General features: G+C 37.3%; 16 protein-coding genes and 1 other annotated feature. Of the genes, 14 read left to right on the forward strand and 2 right to left on the reverse strand.

Annotated features, from left to right (window positions below; genetic code table 11):
• Positions 1 to 4: 4 nt before the first annotated feature.
• The 5 genes from mnmA (at position 5) to MNO09_RS07835 (ending at position 4,786) form a co-directional block, all read left to right on the forward strand.
• Positions 5 to 1,120: a tRNA 2-thiouridine(34) synthase MnmA gene (mnmA, locus tag MNO09_RS07815; RefSeq protein WP_078182767.1), complete on the forward strand. Its 1,116-nt coding sequence runs from the start codon at positions 5 to 7 to the stop codon at positions 1,118 to 1,120.
• Between the two features lie 110 nt (positions 1,121 to 1,230).
• A complete protein-coding gene (locus MNO09_RS07820) occupies positions 1,231 to 1,890 on the forward strand; it encodes a tetratricopeptide repeat protein (protein ID WP_000066386.1) in 660 nt (219 codons plus the stop codon).
• A gap of 96 nt (positions 1,891 to 1,986) precedes the next feature.
• On the forward strand, positions 1,987 to 4,323 hold the full coding sequence (recD2, locus tag MNO09_RS07825; protein ID WP_000528064.1) for an SF1B family DNA helicase RecD2: 2,337 nt from the start codon (positions 1,987 to 1,989) through the stop codon (positions 4,321 to 4,323).
• A gap of 127 nt (positions 4,324 to 4,450) precedes the next feature.
• Complete coding sequence (locus MNO09_RS07830; RefSeq protein ID WP_000469281.1) at positions 4,451 to 4,639, forward strand: YrzR-like zinc ribbon domain; 189 nt, start codon at positions 4,451 to 4,453, stop codon at positions 4,637 to 4,639.
• An 18-nt stretch (positions 4,640 to 4,657) separates the two neighbouring features.
• Positions 4,658 to 4,786 (forward strand): YrzQ family protein, encoded by a 129-nt coding sequence (locus tag MNO09_RS07835; protein ID WP_088107376.1) that lies wholly within the window; start codon positions 4,658 to 4,660, stop codon positions 4,784 to 4,786.
• Between the two features lie 33 nt (positions 4,787 to 4,819).
• Here the strand turns inward: MNO09_RS07835 and MNO09_RS07840 are convergent, their stop codons facing one another.
• Positions 4,820 to 5,032, reverse strand: a complete 213-nt coding sequence (locus MNO09_RS07840) for a hypothetical protein (protein WP_000242555.1) — start codon at positions 5,030 to 5,032, stop codon at positions 4,820 to 4,822.
• 176 nt (positions 5,033 to 5,208) lie between these two features.
• Here MNO09_RS07840 and MNO09_RS07845 point away from each other — a divergent pair, with 176 nt between their 5' ends.
• On the forward strand, positions 5,209 to 6,276 hold the full coding sequence (locus tag MNO09_RS07845) for an AI-2E family transporter (protein WP_000793122.1): 1,068 nt from the start codon (positions 5,209 to 5,211) through the stop codon (positions 6,274 to 6,276).
• 38 nt (positions 6,277 to 6,314) lie between these two features.
• On the opposite strand, the gene MNO09_RS07850 is transcribed toward MNO09_RS07845, so the two are convergent.
• Positions 6,315 to 6,659, reverse strand: coding sequence for a PH domain-containing protein (locus MNO09_RS07850; RefSeq protein WP_000209591.1), 345 nt, complete (start codon positions 6,657 to 6,659; stop codon positions 6,315 to 6,317).
• A 209-nt stretch (positions 6,660 to 6,868) separates the two neighbouring features.
• Positions 6,869 to 7,088 (forward strand) — a binding site (T-box leader).
• 40 nt (positions 7,089 to 7,128) lie between these two features.
• Here MNO09_RS07850 and alaS point away from each other — a divergent pair.
• The 8 genes from alaS (at position 7,129) to MNO09_RS07890 (ending at position 15,192) form a co-directional block, all read left to right on the forward strand.
• Positions 7,129 to 9,771: an alanine--tRNA ligase gene (gene alaS, locus MNO09_RS07855; RefSeq protein ID WP_000811817.1), complete on the forward strand. Its 2,643-nt coding sequence runs from the start codon at positions 7,129 to 7,131 to the stop codon at positions 9,769 to 9,771.
• Between the two features lie 76 nt (positions 9,772 to 9,847).
• Positions 9,848 to 10,114, forward strand: a complete 267-nt coding sequence (locus tag MNO09_RS07860) for an IreB family regulatory phosphoprotein (protein WP_000348590.1) — start codon at positions 9,848 to 9,850, stop codon at positions 10,112 to 10,114.
• A gap of 3 nt (positions 10,115 to 10,117) precedes the next feature.
• A complete protein-coding gene (gene ruvX / locus MNO09_RS07865) occupies positions 10,118 to 10,531 on the forward strand; it encodes a Holliday junction resolvase RuvX (protein ID WP_001221205.1) in 414 nt (137 codons plus the stop codon).
• Between the two features lie 12 nt (positions 10,532 to 10,543).
• Complete coding sequence (locus MNO09_RS07870) at positions 10,544 to 10,822, forward strand: DUF1292 domain-containing protein (protein WP_000392245.1); 279 nt, start codon at positions 10,544 to 10,546, stop codon at positions 10,820 to 10,822.
• Positions 10,823 to 11,041: 219 nt separating this feature from the next.
• Complete coding sequence (gene mltG, locus MNO09_RS07875) at positions 11,042 to 12,112, forward strand: endolytic transglycosylase MltG (protein WP_000572147.1); 1,071 nt, start codon at positions 11,042 to 11,044, stop codon at positions 12,110 to 12,112.
• Between the two features lie 202 nt (positions 12,113 to 12,314).
• Positions 12,315 to 12,956, forward strand: a complete 642-nt coding sequence (locus MNO09_RS07880) for an O-methyltransferase (RefSeq protein WP_000389088.1) — start codon at positions 12,315 to 12,317, stop codon at positions 12,954 to 12,956.
• A 7-nt stretch (positions 12,957 to 12,963) separates the two neighbouring features.
• The gene (locus MNO09_RS07885) at positions 12,964 to 13,893 is read left to right on the forward strand and encodes a peptidase U32 family protein (protein WP_000742789.1); all 930 of its coding nucleotides are present in this window, start codon (positions 12,964 to 12,966) and stop codon (positions 13,891 to 13,893) included.
• 18 nt (positions 13,894 to 13,911) lie between these two features.
• Entirely contained in the window at positions 13,912 to 15,192 is a 1,281-nt protein-coding gene (locus MNO09_RS07890) for a peptidase U32 family protein (RefSeq protein ID WP_000217970.1), read from the forward strand.
• Positions 15,193 to 15,202: the final 10 nt, after the last annotated feature.

Here is a 15,202-nt window from a genome sequence, read left to right on the forward strand (position 1 = left end):
CATGATGAACAAACTACCTCAAGAAACACGCGTTGTCATCGGGATGTCCGGTGGCGTCGATTCATCTGTAGCAGCTCTTTTATTAAAAGAGCAAGGTTATGATGTAATCGGAATTTTTATGAAAAACTGGGATGATACAGATGAGAATGGTGTCTGCACAGCAACGGAAGATTACAATGATGTAATTGAAGTGTGTAACCAAATTGGCATTCCATATTATGCAGTAAACTTTGAAAAACAATACTGGGATAAAGTATTTACGTACTTCTTAGATGAGTACCGAGCTGGTCGTACACCGAACCCAGATGTAATGTGTAATAAAGAAATTAAATTTAAAGCATTTTTAGAGCATGCAATTGCGCTTGGTGCTGATTATGTAGCGACAGGTCATTATGCACGCGTTGCTTATATGGACGGCGAATATAAAATGCTTCGCGGCGTTGATGACAATAAAGACCAAACGTATTTCTTGAATCAATTAAGCCAAGAGCAATTATCAAAAACAATGTTCCCATTAGGTGAATTAAAGAAACCGCAAATTCGTGAAATGGCGACAGAAGCTGGTTTAGCGACAGCGGCGAAGAAAGATAGTACTGGCATTTGCTTTATCGGTGAGCGTAACTTTAAAGATTTCTTAAGCAACTATTTACCAGCGCAACCAGGTGTGATGCAAACATTATCTGGTGAAGTGAAAGGGAAGCATGACGGTTTAATGTACTATACAATTGGACAACGTCATGGCCTTGGTATTGGTGGTAACGGTGATCCGTGGTTTGCTGTTGGGAAAAACTTGAAAGAAAACATTTTATATGTTGATCAAGGATTCCATAACGAACTTCTATATGGTGATGAAGTTATTGCTACGAATATCGGCTGGGTAAGTAATGAAGCGAAAGGAAAAGAATTTAAGTGCACAGCAAAATTCCGTTATCGTCAAGAAGACAATAAAGTAACGGTTCAAATCGTTGATGAAAATACAGTTCGTATTCTTTGTGACGAGCCAATTCGTGCAATTACACCAGGACAAGCAGTTGTTTTCTATGATGGAGATGAGTGCTTAGGCGGTGCTACAATTGATGAAGTATATCGTAGTGGTAAGAAATTGGATTATTTAGGATAAAATGAGAAGCCTCTGCCGATTAGCGGTTAGAGGTTTCTTTTACATAAAGCGAATTTTCGTTCGCTTGGAAAATACATTCTTTGTTATAATTTGTTGTAGAGGTGAAGGACATGTCAAACAAACTTGAAACAGGTATTCAATATATGCAAGAAGGAAACTGGGAAGAAGCTGCTAAAAATTTCACAGAAGCAATTGAAGAAAATCCGAAAGATGCGCTTGGATACATTAATTTTGCGAACTTATTAGATGCACTAGGTGATAGTGAAAGAGCAATTTTATTTTATAAACGTGCATTAGAATTAGATGATAAATCTGCGGCTGCTTATTATGGATTAGGAAATGTGTATTACGGTCAAGAGCAATTTGCAGAGGCAAAGGCTGTATTTGAACAAGCGATGCAAGCGGGATTACAATCAGCTGATGTAACATTTATGTTAGGTATTACACATGTGCAACTTGGAAATGATCGTCTTGCACTGCCGTTTTTACAAAGAGCAACAGAATTAGATGAAAACGATGTAGAAGCTGTGTTTCAGTGCGGACTTTGCTTTGCACGTTTAGAACATATTCAAGAGGCGAAACCTTATTTTGAAAAGGTATTAGAAATGGATGAAGAGCATGCAGATGCGTATTATAATTTAGGTGTTGCGTACGTATTTGAAGAAAATAACGAGAAGGCTCTTACTTTATTTAAGAAAGCAACTGAAATTCAGCCAGATCACTTTTTAGCTGGCAATGGTGTTCGTTTATTGGAGCAAGAAGCTGAATAAGATGAAAATATAGTTTAATGGGTAGTTATCCCTCATCTAAATAGGTGGGGGATGTACTGCTCATTAAAGTGAAACGAACCGGAAAGGAGAGGAAAGATGGGAAATCAACATGCAATGGATTTGTTTGAGGAAGAGAAAAAGTTTATAAAAGCGCAAGTTCTTCATACCATTTTCCACAACGAAGAAAACCTCTATTCCGTTGTCAGTATGAAAGTCATTGAGACGAATGAAACGTACGACGAAAAAAAAGTGATGATAAACGGTCATTTTCCCCGCATGCATGAAGATGAAGTGTTTACATTGACAGGGCATTTTAAAGACCATCCGAAGTATGGGAAACAATATTTAGTTGAAACGTTTAAGAAAGAATTGCCGCAAACAAAAGCAGGTATGGTGCAATATTTAGCGAGTGATTTATTTAAAGGGATAGGAAAGCGTACAGCTGAAAAAATTGTGGATCATCTTGGGGAACATGCCATTTCTAAAATTATGGATGATCCGGATGCGTTAAATGGTGTTGTCAATAAGCAAAAAGCGCAAGAAATATATGAGACAATTGTTGAACATCAAGGATTAGAGAAAGTAATGAGTTTTTTAAATGGTTACGGTTTTGGAACGAAGCTTTCTATTAAGATTTACCAGCAATATAAAGAGATGACATTAGAAGTTATTCGTAATAATCCATATAAGCTTATTGAAGAAGTGGATGGGATTGGATTTGGAAGAGCGGATGATATCGGACGGGCGTTAGGGATATCGGGTAATCATGATGACCGTGTACGTGCGGGTTGTTTTTATACGTTAGAGAATGTTTCATTGCAACTTGGTCATGTTTATATGGGGAAAAATCAACTTGTAAGAGAAACGATGTCACTTTTAAATAATCAAGAAGGAAGAGTGACCGAGGAAGACATTGTAGCTTGCGTTGAAATGATGCAAAGTGAAGGGAAAGTTATCATAGAAGAAGAACGAGTGTATTTAGCATCGTTATTCTACTCAGAAAAAGGTGTTGTAAAGTCTATTCGCCGACTTATGAATCAAGAAGAAACACCTTCATTTCCTGAAGCAGAAGTGTTAAAGACGTTAGGTCAAATTGAAGAACAACTGAACGTACAGTATGCACCGCTTCAGCAAGAAGCGATTCAAACGGCACTTCATAAGCCGATGATGTTATTGACAGGTGGACCAGGAACAGGGAAGACAACAGTTATTAAAGGAATTGTTGAAATGTATGCATCACTGCACGGATTATCGTTAAATCCGAATGAATACAGTGATGATAATCCATTTCCGATATTATTAACGGCCCCAACAGGAAGAGCAGCGAAGCGAATGAGTGAATCAACGGGGCTTCCAGCTTGTACAATTCACCGTTTACTTGGCTGGACGCCAGAAGGGTCTTTCCAGCGTAATGAAACGGATCCAGTACAAGGGAAATTGCTCATTATTGATGAGTTTTCAATGGTTGATATTTGGCTTGCAAATCAGCTGTTTAAGTCATTGCCGACTAACATTCAAGTTATCGTTGTAGGCGATGAAGATCAATTACCATCTGTAGGACCTGGGCAAGTGTTGAAAGATTTATTGAATGCAGGTGCAGTTCCAACAGTAAAGCTTACTGAAATTTATCGTCAAGCGGAAGGCTCATCTGTTATTCAACTCGCCCATGCTATAAAAAATGGAACGCTCCCGCCAGATTTAGCGCAAAATCAAAAAGATCGTTCATTTATCGGCTGTACAGGAGCTCAAATTGTTGAGGTTGTTAAGAAGGTTTGTGAAAATGCTAAGACAAAAGGGTTTAGCGCAAGGGATGTACAAGTACTGGCCCCGATGTACCGCGGACCTGCCGGTATTAATGTGTTAAACGAAGCGTTGCAAGAAGTGTTTAACCCGAAAAGGGAAAAGAGTAAAGAAATTGTTTACGGTGATGTTGTATACCGACGAGGCGATAAAGTACTACAACTCGTTAATCAGCCGGAGAGCCAAGTGTTTAATGGTGATATCGGAGAAATTGTTTCGGTGTTTTATGCGAAAGAAAATGTTGAACAACAAGATATGATTATCGTTTCATTTGATGGAATTGAAGTAACGTATACAAAGCCAGACTTAAATCAAATTACACATGCCTATTGCTGTTCGATTCATAAGTCGCAAGGTAGTGAGTTCCCAATCGTAATTATGCCGATAGTAAAAAGTTACAATCGGATGTTACGTCGTAATTTAATTTATACTGGCATTACAAGAAGTAAGAAGTTCCTTATTATTTGCGGAGAGGAAGCCGCTTTCCAGTCTGGTGTAAATCGCCTTGATGATGCAATGCGCCAAACGACTTTAGCTGGTCGTTTGCAAGAATCACAAGGAGAAGTACAGATGGTAACAGTTAATGGCGAAGAAATGGACGTGGAAAACATTTCACCGTATGATTTCATGTAACAAGGTGAAATTATATAGTGAAACTTTCAAACGTATAACGTTGAAAGGCTCCAGCAATGTATAAATGAATGCGGTTTGGACATAATGGCGAATAGAATCTGGGAGACTGTAAGGAGATGAAAGCCATATGTTCATTTGTCCAAATTGCAAAGGGAAAGACATTGGGAAAATAGGTGTCAACCAATTTTATTGCTGGAATTGTTATATCGAATTATCGGTTTCAAAGGGGAAAATCCATACGCATCAAGTAGAGGAAGATGGTTCATTAAGCTCTCTTGATGATTTATTTGATGAGAACGAAAGAACGATCGGATAACGAAAAGGGGGATTTACTTTGAATCTACGCAATTCATTAATCGCATTAGGTGTTGGAGCTGCAGCATATCAATATGCTCGCAAGCAAGAGGTATTTTCAAAACGCAATATGAAAAAAGCACGTAAGATGATTAAATCTTATTTATAAGCGCAAAAAACTCCCTTCATCAAGGGAGTTTTTTTATGCACTTGTATGTAAATATAAAAGTCCAATTTCAGAGAAGAGATACGATAGGCCGTAACATCCAACGCCAAGCATTCCGTAATGAAATAATTGCTTCGCTCTTTCTTTTCGTGAGGAACGAATAAAGAAACCTTTCCAAATACCAAACCCGATACAAACCCATTCAAGAATCATAAAAAGTGCTGATAATACGAGCATAAATAAAACCATTATGAGCCCTCCTGATTATATTGTTTCATGCTGCATTCTCAGGGGTGGTTGTCCTTATTATGTTATGTATATGTACGTCTTTACAAAACAGTATGGTCTGCACGAAAAGATTTTAAAACTTTCGCACATAACCTACCCTATTTATTTTCAAAATAAAGGTGGAGGAGGTTTTTCATGTGAAGAATCTTAAAATCATTTGGATATATCGTTTAGGGTTATTGTTACTTGTATTTCTTTGTTTGCTCGTCTTTTTAAAAATTAAGCCGCTATGGGCACCGATTATTTTTGTATTTAAAGTGGCAATTACACCGTTTCTTATTGCGTGTTTTATTGCGTATTTATTGCATCCTTTAATTGAAAAAATTCATAAAGAAGGGATGCCACGTACACTTGCTATTTTGCTCATTTACATCCTTTTCTTTGGCGGAATTGGTTATGGGATTTATAAAGGAACGCCAATTGTTATTAAGCAATTACAAGAGATTAATGAGCAATTTCCGCAGTTTACAAAAATGTATGATTCTTGGATGGATGGCGTTACGGAACAAACAGCGAACTTCCCGTCCTTTATTCATGAAAAGGTGAAACAAATTTTTGGTGGAGTAGAAACGAAGATACAATCACTTTTAAATAAAGTGATGAGCACAGCCCGTGGCGTATTGGACTCGTTGCTTATTATTTTCTTAATACCGTTCATTGTATTTTACATATTAAAAGATTACGGTGAATTTTATCATATCTTTTGGAAACTAGTCCCGAGTAAGTGGCGTAGTACAGGGCAAATGCTGGCGAAAGAAATTGATAAGTCACTCGGAAGTTATATTCGAGGACAGTTATTTGTTTGCTTAGTATTAGGGGGCGTATCTGTTCTTTCTTTTTGGTTTATCGGTATGAAATATCCATTATTACTCGGCATTATTATTGGGGTAACGGATATAATCCCGTACTTCGGTCCTATTTTAGGGGCGATTCCGACATTGATGATTGCGGCAACGGTATCAACGAGTTTACTCATTAAGGCGGGAATTACGATTGCTATTTTACAATTTTTGGAAAGTAACATTTTATCACCTTACATCGTTGGTAAGTCACTTCGTATGCATCCTGTTATTATTATGCTCGCATTACTAGTTGGGGGAGAAGTGGCAGGAATTGTAGGGTTATTAATATCAGTTCCTGTTTTAGCGGTCATTCGTACGGTGATCGTTCATGTAAGGCCTCTTTGGAAAAAAGAAAATGTGTAATATGATAGCCCTCTACTTATAAAAGTAGAGGGCTATCATTATTTAGAGAGTTGCTCGTGTATTTGTTGAACGAGAGAGCTTACATCATTTGTTTGAATATGTTTTATTTTTTTCCATTCATTATCGTACATAAATATAATTTGATTGCTGAAAAGACGCTTTTGCTCTTTTAGATTAGAAATGTTTGCAAAAGAGTACTCTTCAAATATTGGGTTCTTACTTACATCTGGTCCATAAAAGAAGAGCCGTTTGTTCGTTAAAATCAATAGGCCTGGCCTTGCGACGGAACGATAAATAAATATGTCTAATGAACATGCTACATAAAACAATATTGTTTCGTCAGTCATTAATATGTTTTTAGCTTTGCTTAATAAGGTTGTCATTGTAATCGCCCCTTTATTATTGATAATTTAATCATAACAAAAATATAATATTCTGAAAAATATAGAGATAGTACAATTTATTAATAAATGCATAATATATTGAAAGGCTGTTAAGAATGAATAGTAGAATAACTATGGTTAATGCAATATAAATGATTATCTACATTGACAAACTTAAGAGAATTCTATTATATTTAGTCATATAATACATTAAATCAATGACGGAAAAAGTACGTTACAGTCCATTTATAGAGAGAAGCTTCCATATGGCTGAAAGAAGCTTTAAATGAAGGGTAACAGAAAGCTAATCCTGAGAGCAGCTAATCACTGCCGTCTTGCCACGTTACGGCACCATGAGGTGATGAATTGATTGTTATAATAATCAATTCATAATTAGGGTGGTATCGCGAGTTAACTCTCGTCCCTTTTATAGGGGCGGGAGTTTTTTATATTTAAGGAGGAAAATACAATGAAACAACTAACAGGCGCACAAATTCGTCAAATGTTTTTAGACTTTTTCCAAGAAAAAGGACATGCAGTAGAACCTAGTGCATCACTAGTTCCGCATGAAGATCCATCTCTGTTATGGATTAACAGTGGTGTAGCGACATTAAAAAAATATTTTGATGGACGTGTAATCCCGCAAAATCCACGTATTACAAATGCTCAAAAATCAATTCGTACAAACGATATTGAAAACGTAGGGAAAACAGCTCGTCACCATACATTCTTTGAAATGTTAGGAAACTTCTCAATCGGTGATTACTTTAAAGAAGAAGCAATTACTTGGGCTTGGGAATTCTTAACGAGCGACAAATGGATCGGATTCGATAAAGAATTACTATCAGTTACAATCCATCCAGAAGATGAAGAAGCATTCACAATTTGGAATGAAAAAATGGGTGTTCCAAAAGAGCGCATCATCCGTTTAGAAGAAAACTTCTGGGATATCGGTGAAGGACCAAGCGGACCGAATACAGAGATTTTCTATGACCGCGGAGAAGCTTATGGTAATGACTTTAGTGACCCAGAATTATATCCAGGCGGAGAAAACGAGCGTTACTTAGAAGTATGGAACCTTGTATTCTCTCAATTTAACCATAATCCAGACGGTTCATATACACCGCTTCCTAAGAAAAACATCGATACAGGGATGGGTCTAGAGCGTATGACATCTATCGTTCAAGATGTACCTACAAACTTTGACACAGACTTATTCATGCCGATGATTGGCGCAACAGAATCAATTTCTGGTGAGAAGTATCGTAATGGTGACTTAGAAAAAGATATGGCGTTTAAAGTAATTGCTGACCATATCCGTACAGTAACATTTGCTGTAGGTGACGGTGCTCTTCCATCTAACGAAGGCCGTGGTTATGTATTACGTCGTTTATTACGCCGCGCGGTTCGTTATTCGAAGAAATTAAACATCAACCGTCCATTCATGTTTGAATTAGTGCCGGTTGTTGGAGAAGTAATGAAAGACTTCTACCCAGAAGTACTTGAAAAGAAAGATTTCATAGCAAAAGTTGTGAAAAACGAAGAAGAGCGTTTCCATGAAACACTTCATGATGGGGAAGCAATTTTAGCTGAAGTTATCACAAAAGCAAAAGAAGAAAAAACAACTGTTATTTCTGGAGTAGATGCGTTCCGTCTATATGACACATATGGTTTCCCGATTGAATTAACAGAAGAATATGCAGAAGAAGCTGGTATGACAGTTGATCAGGAAGGCTTTGAAAGTGAAATGGAAAAACAACGTGAGCGCGCACGTGCTGCTCGTCAAGACGTTGATTCTATGCAAGTTCAAGGCGGTGTCCTTGGAGAAGTGAAAGTAGCGAGCGAGTTCGTTGGTTACGGTACAGTTGCAACAGAAAGTAACGTTGTTGCACTTGTGAAAAACGGCGAATACACAGATAGCTTACAAGCTGGTGAAGAAGGGCAATTAATGCTTGATGTAACACCATTCTATGCTGAGAGCGGTGGACAAATTGCAGACCGTGGTTACCTTCTTGCTGACGGCGTGAAAGTGCTTGTAAAAGACGTACAAAAAGCACCAAATGGCCAAAACTTACACAAAGTTGTTGTTGAAGAAGGTACATTAACGAAAGATGCGGCTGTGAAAGCTATTATCGACACGAAAAACCGTAGTAGCGTTGTGAAAAACCATACAGCAACTCACTTACTACACCAAGCATTAAAAGACGTACTTGGAACGCATGTTAACCAAGCAGGTTCTCTTGTAACTTCTGAACGTTTACGCTTTGATTTCTCTCACTTCGGTCAAGTACAAGCTGACGAATTAGAAAAAATTGAGCGTATGGTAAACGAGAAAATTTGGGAAAGTATTGATGTTGAGATTTCTCAAAAAGCAATTGAAGAAGCGAAAGAAATGGGCGCAATGGCATTATTCGGTGAAAAATACGGTGATGTTGTACGCGTTGTACAAGTAGGCGATTATAGCTTAGAGCTTTGCGGTGGTTGTCACGTTGATAACACAGCTTCAATTGGTATTTTCAAAATCGTTGCTGAGTCTGGTATCGGTGCAGGAACGCGTCGTATTGAAGCAGTAACTGGTAAATCTGCATACGAATTAATGAACGATCAAGTAGGTTTATTAAAAGAAGCAGCAGGAAAAATGAAAACAAATCCGAAAGATATTTTAACAAGAGTGGATGGTTTATTTGCTGAAGTAAAACAACTTCAAAAAGAAAACGAATCTCTTGCTGCAAAATTAAGCAATATTGAAGCTGGAAACTTAACTGATTCAGTAATGACAGTTGATGGCGTAAACGTATTAGCAGCGAAAGTAAACGTTGCAGATATGAACAACTTACGTACGATGATGGATGACCTGAAAAATAAATTAGAGTCTGCAGTTGTCGTATTAGCGTCTGTAAATGATGATAAAGTAAACATCTTAGCTGGCGTAACGAAAGATTTAATTAGCCAAGGTTACCATGCTGGTAAACTTGTGAAAGAAGTAGCTTCTCGTTGTGGCGGCGGCGGTGGTGGCCGTCCTGACATGGCTCAAGCAGGCGGTAAAAACCCAGCGCAAGTTGAGGAAGCTTTAGCATTTGTACAAGAGTACGTTAAATCTGTTTCAAAATAAAGAGATAGTAGTGTACAATGGTAGGGAGAGGAGAAGTTCTTCTCCCTATACTTACTATATAAGTGAGGTGCTTGAAATGGACGGTTTTGATAAAACAATGAAGTTTAGCATTCAAGATGAAAAACAGAGTGTCCATGTAAATGATGTACTTTTAACTGTGTATGATGCACTTCAAGAAAAAGGCTATAATCCGATTAACCAAATCGTCGGTTATTTATTAAGTGGAGACCCAGCATACATACCTCGCCATAAAGATGCACGAAGCATCATTCGCAAGCTTGAACGTGATGAGTTAATTGAAGAGCTTGTGAAGTCGTACTTGAAACATCATCGTGAGGAGTAGTTTATGCGGATATTAGGTTTAGATGTAGGTACAAAAACAGTCGGAGTTGCAATGAGCGACGAAATGGGCTGGACAGCGCAAGGGCTGGAAACAATCAGGATTAACGAAGAACGAGGCTATTTTGGTTTTGACCGTATTTCTGAGTTAGTAAAGCAGTACAATGTGGACAAAATAGTAGTAGGTTTACCTAAAAATATGAATGGTACAATTGGCCCACGTGGTGAAGCGTGCCAGCAATTTGCAGAAAACCTGCGAAATCTGTTACAATTAGAAGTTGTAATGTGGGACGAGCGTTTGTCAACGATGGCAGCGGAACGTCTGCTCATTTCAGCTGATGTAAGCCGTAAGAAGCGAAAACAGGTAATCGATAAGATGGCTGCAGTCGTAATCTTACAAGGATTTTTAGATAGTAAATAAGAGGTGACCAAAATGGAAGAAAATCAAATTACAATTGTAGACGAAAAAGGTAACGAACATTTATGTGAAATTATTTTCACTTTTGATGCTGAAAAATTTGGCAAAAAATCATACGTAGTCTTCTCTCCAATCGGTGAAGTAGACGAAGATGGAGACCCAATTTATGATGCAATGGCTTATGAGCAAAATGAAGAAGAGGGCGGAAGTTTACTTCCAATCGAATCTGAAGAAGAGTGGGAAATGGTACAAGAAATGTTCAACACTCTAGCTGATGAGCAAGAAGCTGAATAATAAGTACTGAAAAGATGGACGACATATAGTCCATCTTTTTTTATATGTAAAATGAAAGATTTTTTGTCGAAACTGTGTAAACCTTTGTAGTATAATGAGACGGATTGTAGAAAAATAAAGTGTCTATCTAAAAAAGATAAATAAATTTATTGTGTTTTTATATCGTGTTGTATAGAAAGATATACATACGGTCTACAATTTAATTAAGGAGGAAGAGTGTTGATAGAGAATCAAGTGAAAAAAAAGCGTAGACGTCTTTTTTTATTTTCAATTATTGCACTGCTTTTAGTTTGTGGGTCAGTCTATGCGTATATTTCATCCGCATTAGGGCCAGTTGATAGCGGGAATAAAAAAGAGATTGAAGTAGAAATTCCAAAAGGATCATCTACTAGTAAAATTGGTGAGATTTTAGAAGAAAAAGGTGCTGTGAAAAACGGTACAGTTTTTAGTTTTTATACAAAGGCTAAATCGAAAAATTTACAAGCGGGTACATATTTATTAAATCCTTCAATGAGTGCCTCAGATGTTATTGAACAAATGTCATCTGGTAATGTACATCGTCCAGCTCTTTATAAAGTGACGATAAAAGAAGGTGCACAAGTAACTGAAATTGCAGAAACGGTTGCAAACGAATTAAAGTGGAATAAAGATGATGTCGTACGTCAATTAAACGATAAAGCATTTATTCAAAAAATGCAGCAAAAGTATCCGAAGTTGTTAACGGATAAAATCTTTGATAGCAATATTAAATATCCATTAGAAGGTTATTTATATCCTGCGACGTACTCTTTCTATAAAAAAGATACGACGTTAGAAGAAATTGTAATTCCAATGCTTGAGAAAACGAATGCAATCATTGTTCAAAACGAGGCAAAAATGAAAGCGAAAAAATGGGATGTTCATCAGCTTTTAACATTGTCTTCACTTATTGAAGAAGAGGCAACAGGCTTTACAGATCGTCAAAAAATCTCTAGTGTCTTTTATAATCGTTTGGAAAAAGGTATGCCCCTGCAAACTGATCCAACGGTATTATATGCACTTGGAAAGCATAAACAACGTGTATTATACGAAGATTTAAAGATAAACTCACCGTACAATACGTATGTTGTGAAAGGATTGCCGGTTGGTCCGATTGCAAACTCTGGTAAACATTCAGTGGAAGCGGCGTTAGAGCCTGCGCAAACAGATTATTATTATTTCTTAGCTGCACCAACTGGTGAAGTGTACTATGCGAAAACATTGGAAGAGCATAATGCATTAAAGCAAAAATATATTACGAAAAAACAGTGAAATGGGGAGGGATAGCGAAAAAGGTCGCACATCCCTCTTTTTTGTGGTAAAATATATCGGGTTAAAAACTGGCAGAAGAATCGTTTTTAATATCAAAACGGGACGTACAAGCTAAGGGTGAAACTGGCTTGTATTTTTATTGCATTCTATGTGTGAAAAGACGTCATAGAGGCACTTCTCCATGTAAATAAGGAGGACCATTATGGAGGATGCAGTTAACGAGTACCTATTATCATTTATTGATCCAAAAGATAAATTAATTCTTGAAATGGAAGATTATGCGAAAGAAAATCATGTGCCGATTATGGATCGACTTGGAATGGAATTTATGTTGCAATTTTTACGTTTAATTGGACCAAAAAGCATTTTAGAGCTTGGTACAGCAATTGGTTATTCTAGTATTCGTATGATGCAAGCTATTCCAAATTCTCACATTGTGACAGTTGAACGCAATCGCGAGCGATATGAAAAAGCACTTGAATATATAGAATGTTCACCAGTTAAAGAGCGTATTTCCGTTATTTACGGTGATGCGTTAGAAACAGGCGAGCAAGTAGAAAAACATGGAACGTTTGACGTTATTTTTATTGATGCAGCAAAAGGACAATATCGTCGCTTTTTTGACTTGTATGAACCGTTATTAAACCCTGGTGGTGTAATTATTTCAGATAATGTTATGTACCATGGCCTTGTAACGACAAAAGAGAAAATTGAAAACAGACGTACACGTGGTTTAATTCGTCGTATTAAGACGTACAATGAATGGCTTATGAACCATGAAGGATATGATACAACGATTTTCCCAATTGGTGATGGAGTAGCTGTTAGTAAAAAGAGAGGGTGACCAAGGTATGAAGAAACCTGAATTGTTAGTAACGCCAAAAGCAGTAGTGGATATCGAACCTCTTGCGAAAGCAGGAGCAGATGCGGTAATGATCGGTGAGCAAAAGTTCGGTTTACGTTTAGCAGGGGAATTTTCACGTGAAGATGTGAAACAAGCTGTGAAGATTGCACATGAAAATGGTGTAAAAGTATACGTAGCAATGAATGCTATGTTCCACAATGATAAAGTAGACGAATTAACAGATTATGTTGCATTTTTAAACGAAGTAAGTGTAGATGCAATTGTTTTCGGAGACCCAGCAGTATTAATGGCGGTCCGAGAAGTAGCGCCAAATATGCAATTGCACTGGAATACAGAAACAACAGCAACAAACTGGTTTACTTGTAACTACTGGGGACAAAGAGGAGCAAAACGAGCTGTATTAGCTCGTGAGCTTAGCTTAGATGAAATTGTTGAATTAAAAGAAAATGCTGAAGTGGAACTTGAAGTACAAATTCACGGTATGACTTGTATGTTCCAATCGAAGCGTTCCTTAGTAGGAAACTACTTTGAGTATCAAGGACGTAATCTTGACATTGAAAAGAAAAAATATGAAGAGAATATGTTCTTATATGACCCAGAGCGTAACAATAAATATCCAATTTATGAAGATGAAAATGGTACTCACATTATGAGTCCAAACGATATTTGTTTCATCGATGAGTTAGAAGAACTAATTGACGCTGAAGTCGCTAGCTTAAAAGTTGATGGTGTACTAAAAAGCTCTGCATACATTATTGAGGTAACGAAGAAATATCGTAAAGCAATTGATCTCTGTGTAGAAGATCGTGATGCGTATTATGACGTGAAAGACGATTTATATAAAGAGATAGAAGAAATGCAACCAGTAAATCGTCCGTTAGATACAGGATTCTTCTTTAAAGAGACGGTTTACTAAACGAGGAGGGTGTAGGAAATGACTGTACAAGAAATTTCACGAGTAATCGATGGCAAGCGCGTTATTGTGAAGAAACCTGAACTGTTAATCCCTGCGGGTAACTTAGAAAAATTAAAAGTAGCTATCCATTACGGGGCAGATGCTGTATATTTAGGTGGACAAGAATTTGGTCTTCGTTCGAATGCAGGTAACTTTACACTGGAAGAAATGGCAGAAGGTGTTGAATTTGCAAAGAAATATGGAGCAAAAATATATGTAACAACAAATATCTTTGCACATAATGAAAATATGGACGGGCTAGAGGAATATTTAAAAGGGATTGAAAAAGCTGGCGTAACGGGAATTATCGTTGCTGATCCGCTTATTATTGAGACTTGTAAACGTGTAGCGCCTTCTGTTGAAGTGCATTTAAGTACACAACAATCACTATCCAACTGGAAAGCAGCACAGTATTGGAAAGAAGAAGGTTTACATCGTCTTGTATTAGCTCGTGAAGCAAGCTATGAAGAAATGAAAGAAATTAAAGAAAAAGTGGATATTGAAATTGAAGCATTCGTCCATGGTGCAATGTGTATCGCATATTCAGGCAGATGTACGTTAAGTAACCATATGACAGCACGTGACTCTAACCGTGGTGGTTGTTGTCAATCTTGCCGTTGGGACTATGATTTAGTTCAAACAGTATCACAACATAAAGATGCAAAAGAGCTGCCTCTATTCCAAGAAGAAGATGCTCACTTTGCAATGAGTCCAAAAGACTTAAATTTAATTTTATCAATTCCGAAAATGATTGAAATTGGAATTGATAGCTTAAAAGTTGAAGGACGTATGAAATCAATCCATTACGTAGCGACTGTAGCAACGGTATACCGTAAAGTAATTGATGCTTATTGTGCGGATCCGGATAATTTTGAGTTTAAACAAGAATGGTTAGATGAGCTTGATAAATGTGCAAATCGTGATACAGCTCCCGCATTCTTTGAAGGGGTTCCAGGACATCAAGAGCAAATGTTTGGAAATCATAGTAAGAAAACAACGTATGATTTCGCTGGTTTAGTGTTAGATTATAATGAAGAAACGGGCATTGTAACGATTGAGCAACGTAATCATTTCAAACCAGGACATGAAGTCGAGTTCTTTGGACCAGAAATAGAAAACTTTACGCAGACGGTGGAGAAAATTTGGGATGAGGATGGAAACGAATTAGATGCAGCGAGACATCCGTTGCAAATCGTGAAATTCAAAGTGGATCAACGAGTGTATGTGAATAATATGATGCGCAAAAGCATACTTCAATAAGAAAGAGTGA

The sequence above is a fragment of the Bacillus sp. N5-665 genome (assembly GCF_022637375.2).
Taxonomy (GTDB): Bacteria; Bacillota; Bacilli; order Bacillales; family Bacillaceae_G; genus Bacillus_A; species Bacillus_A wiedmannii.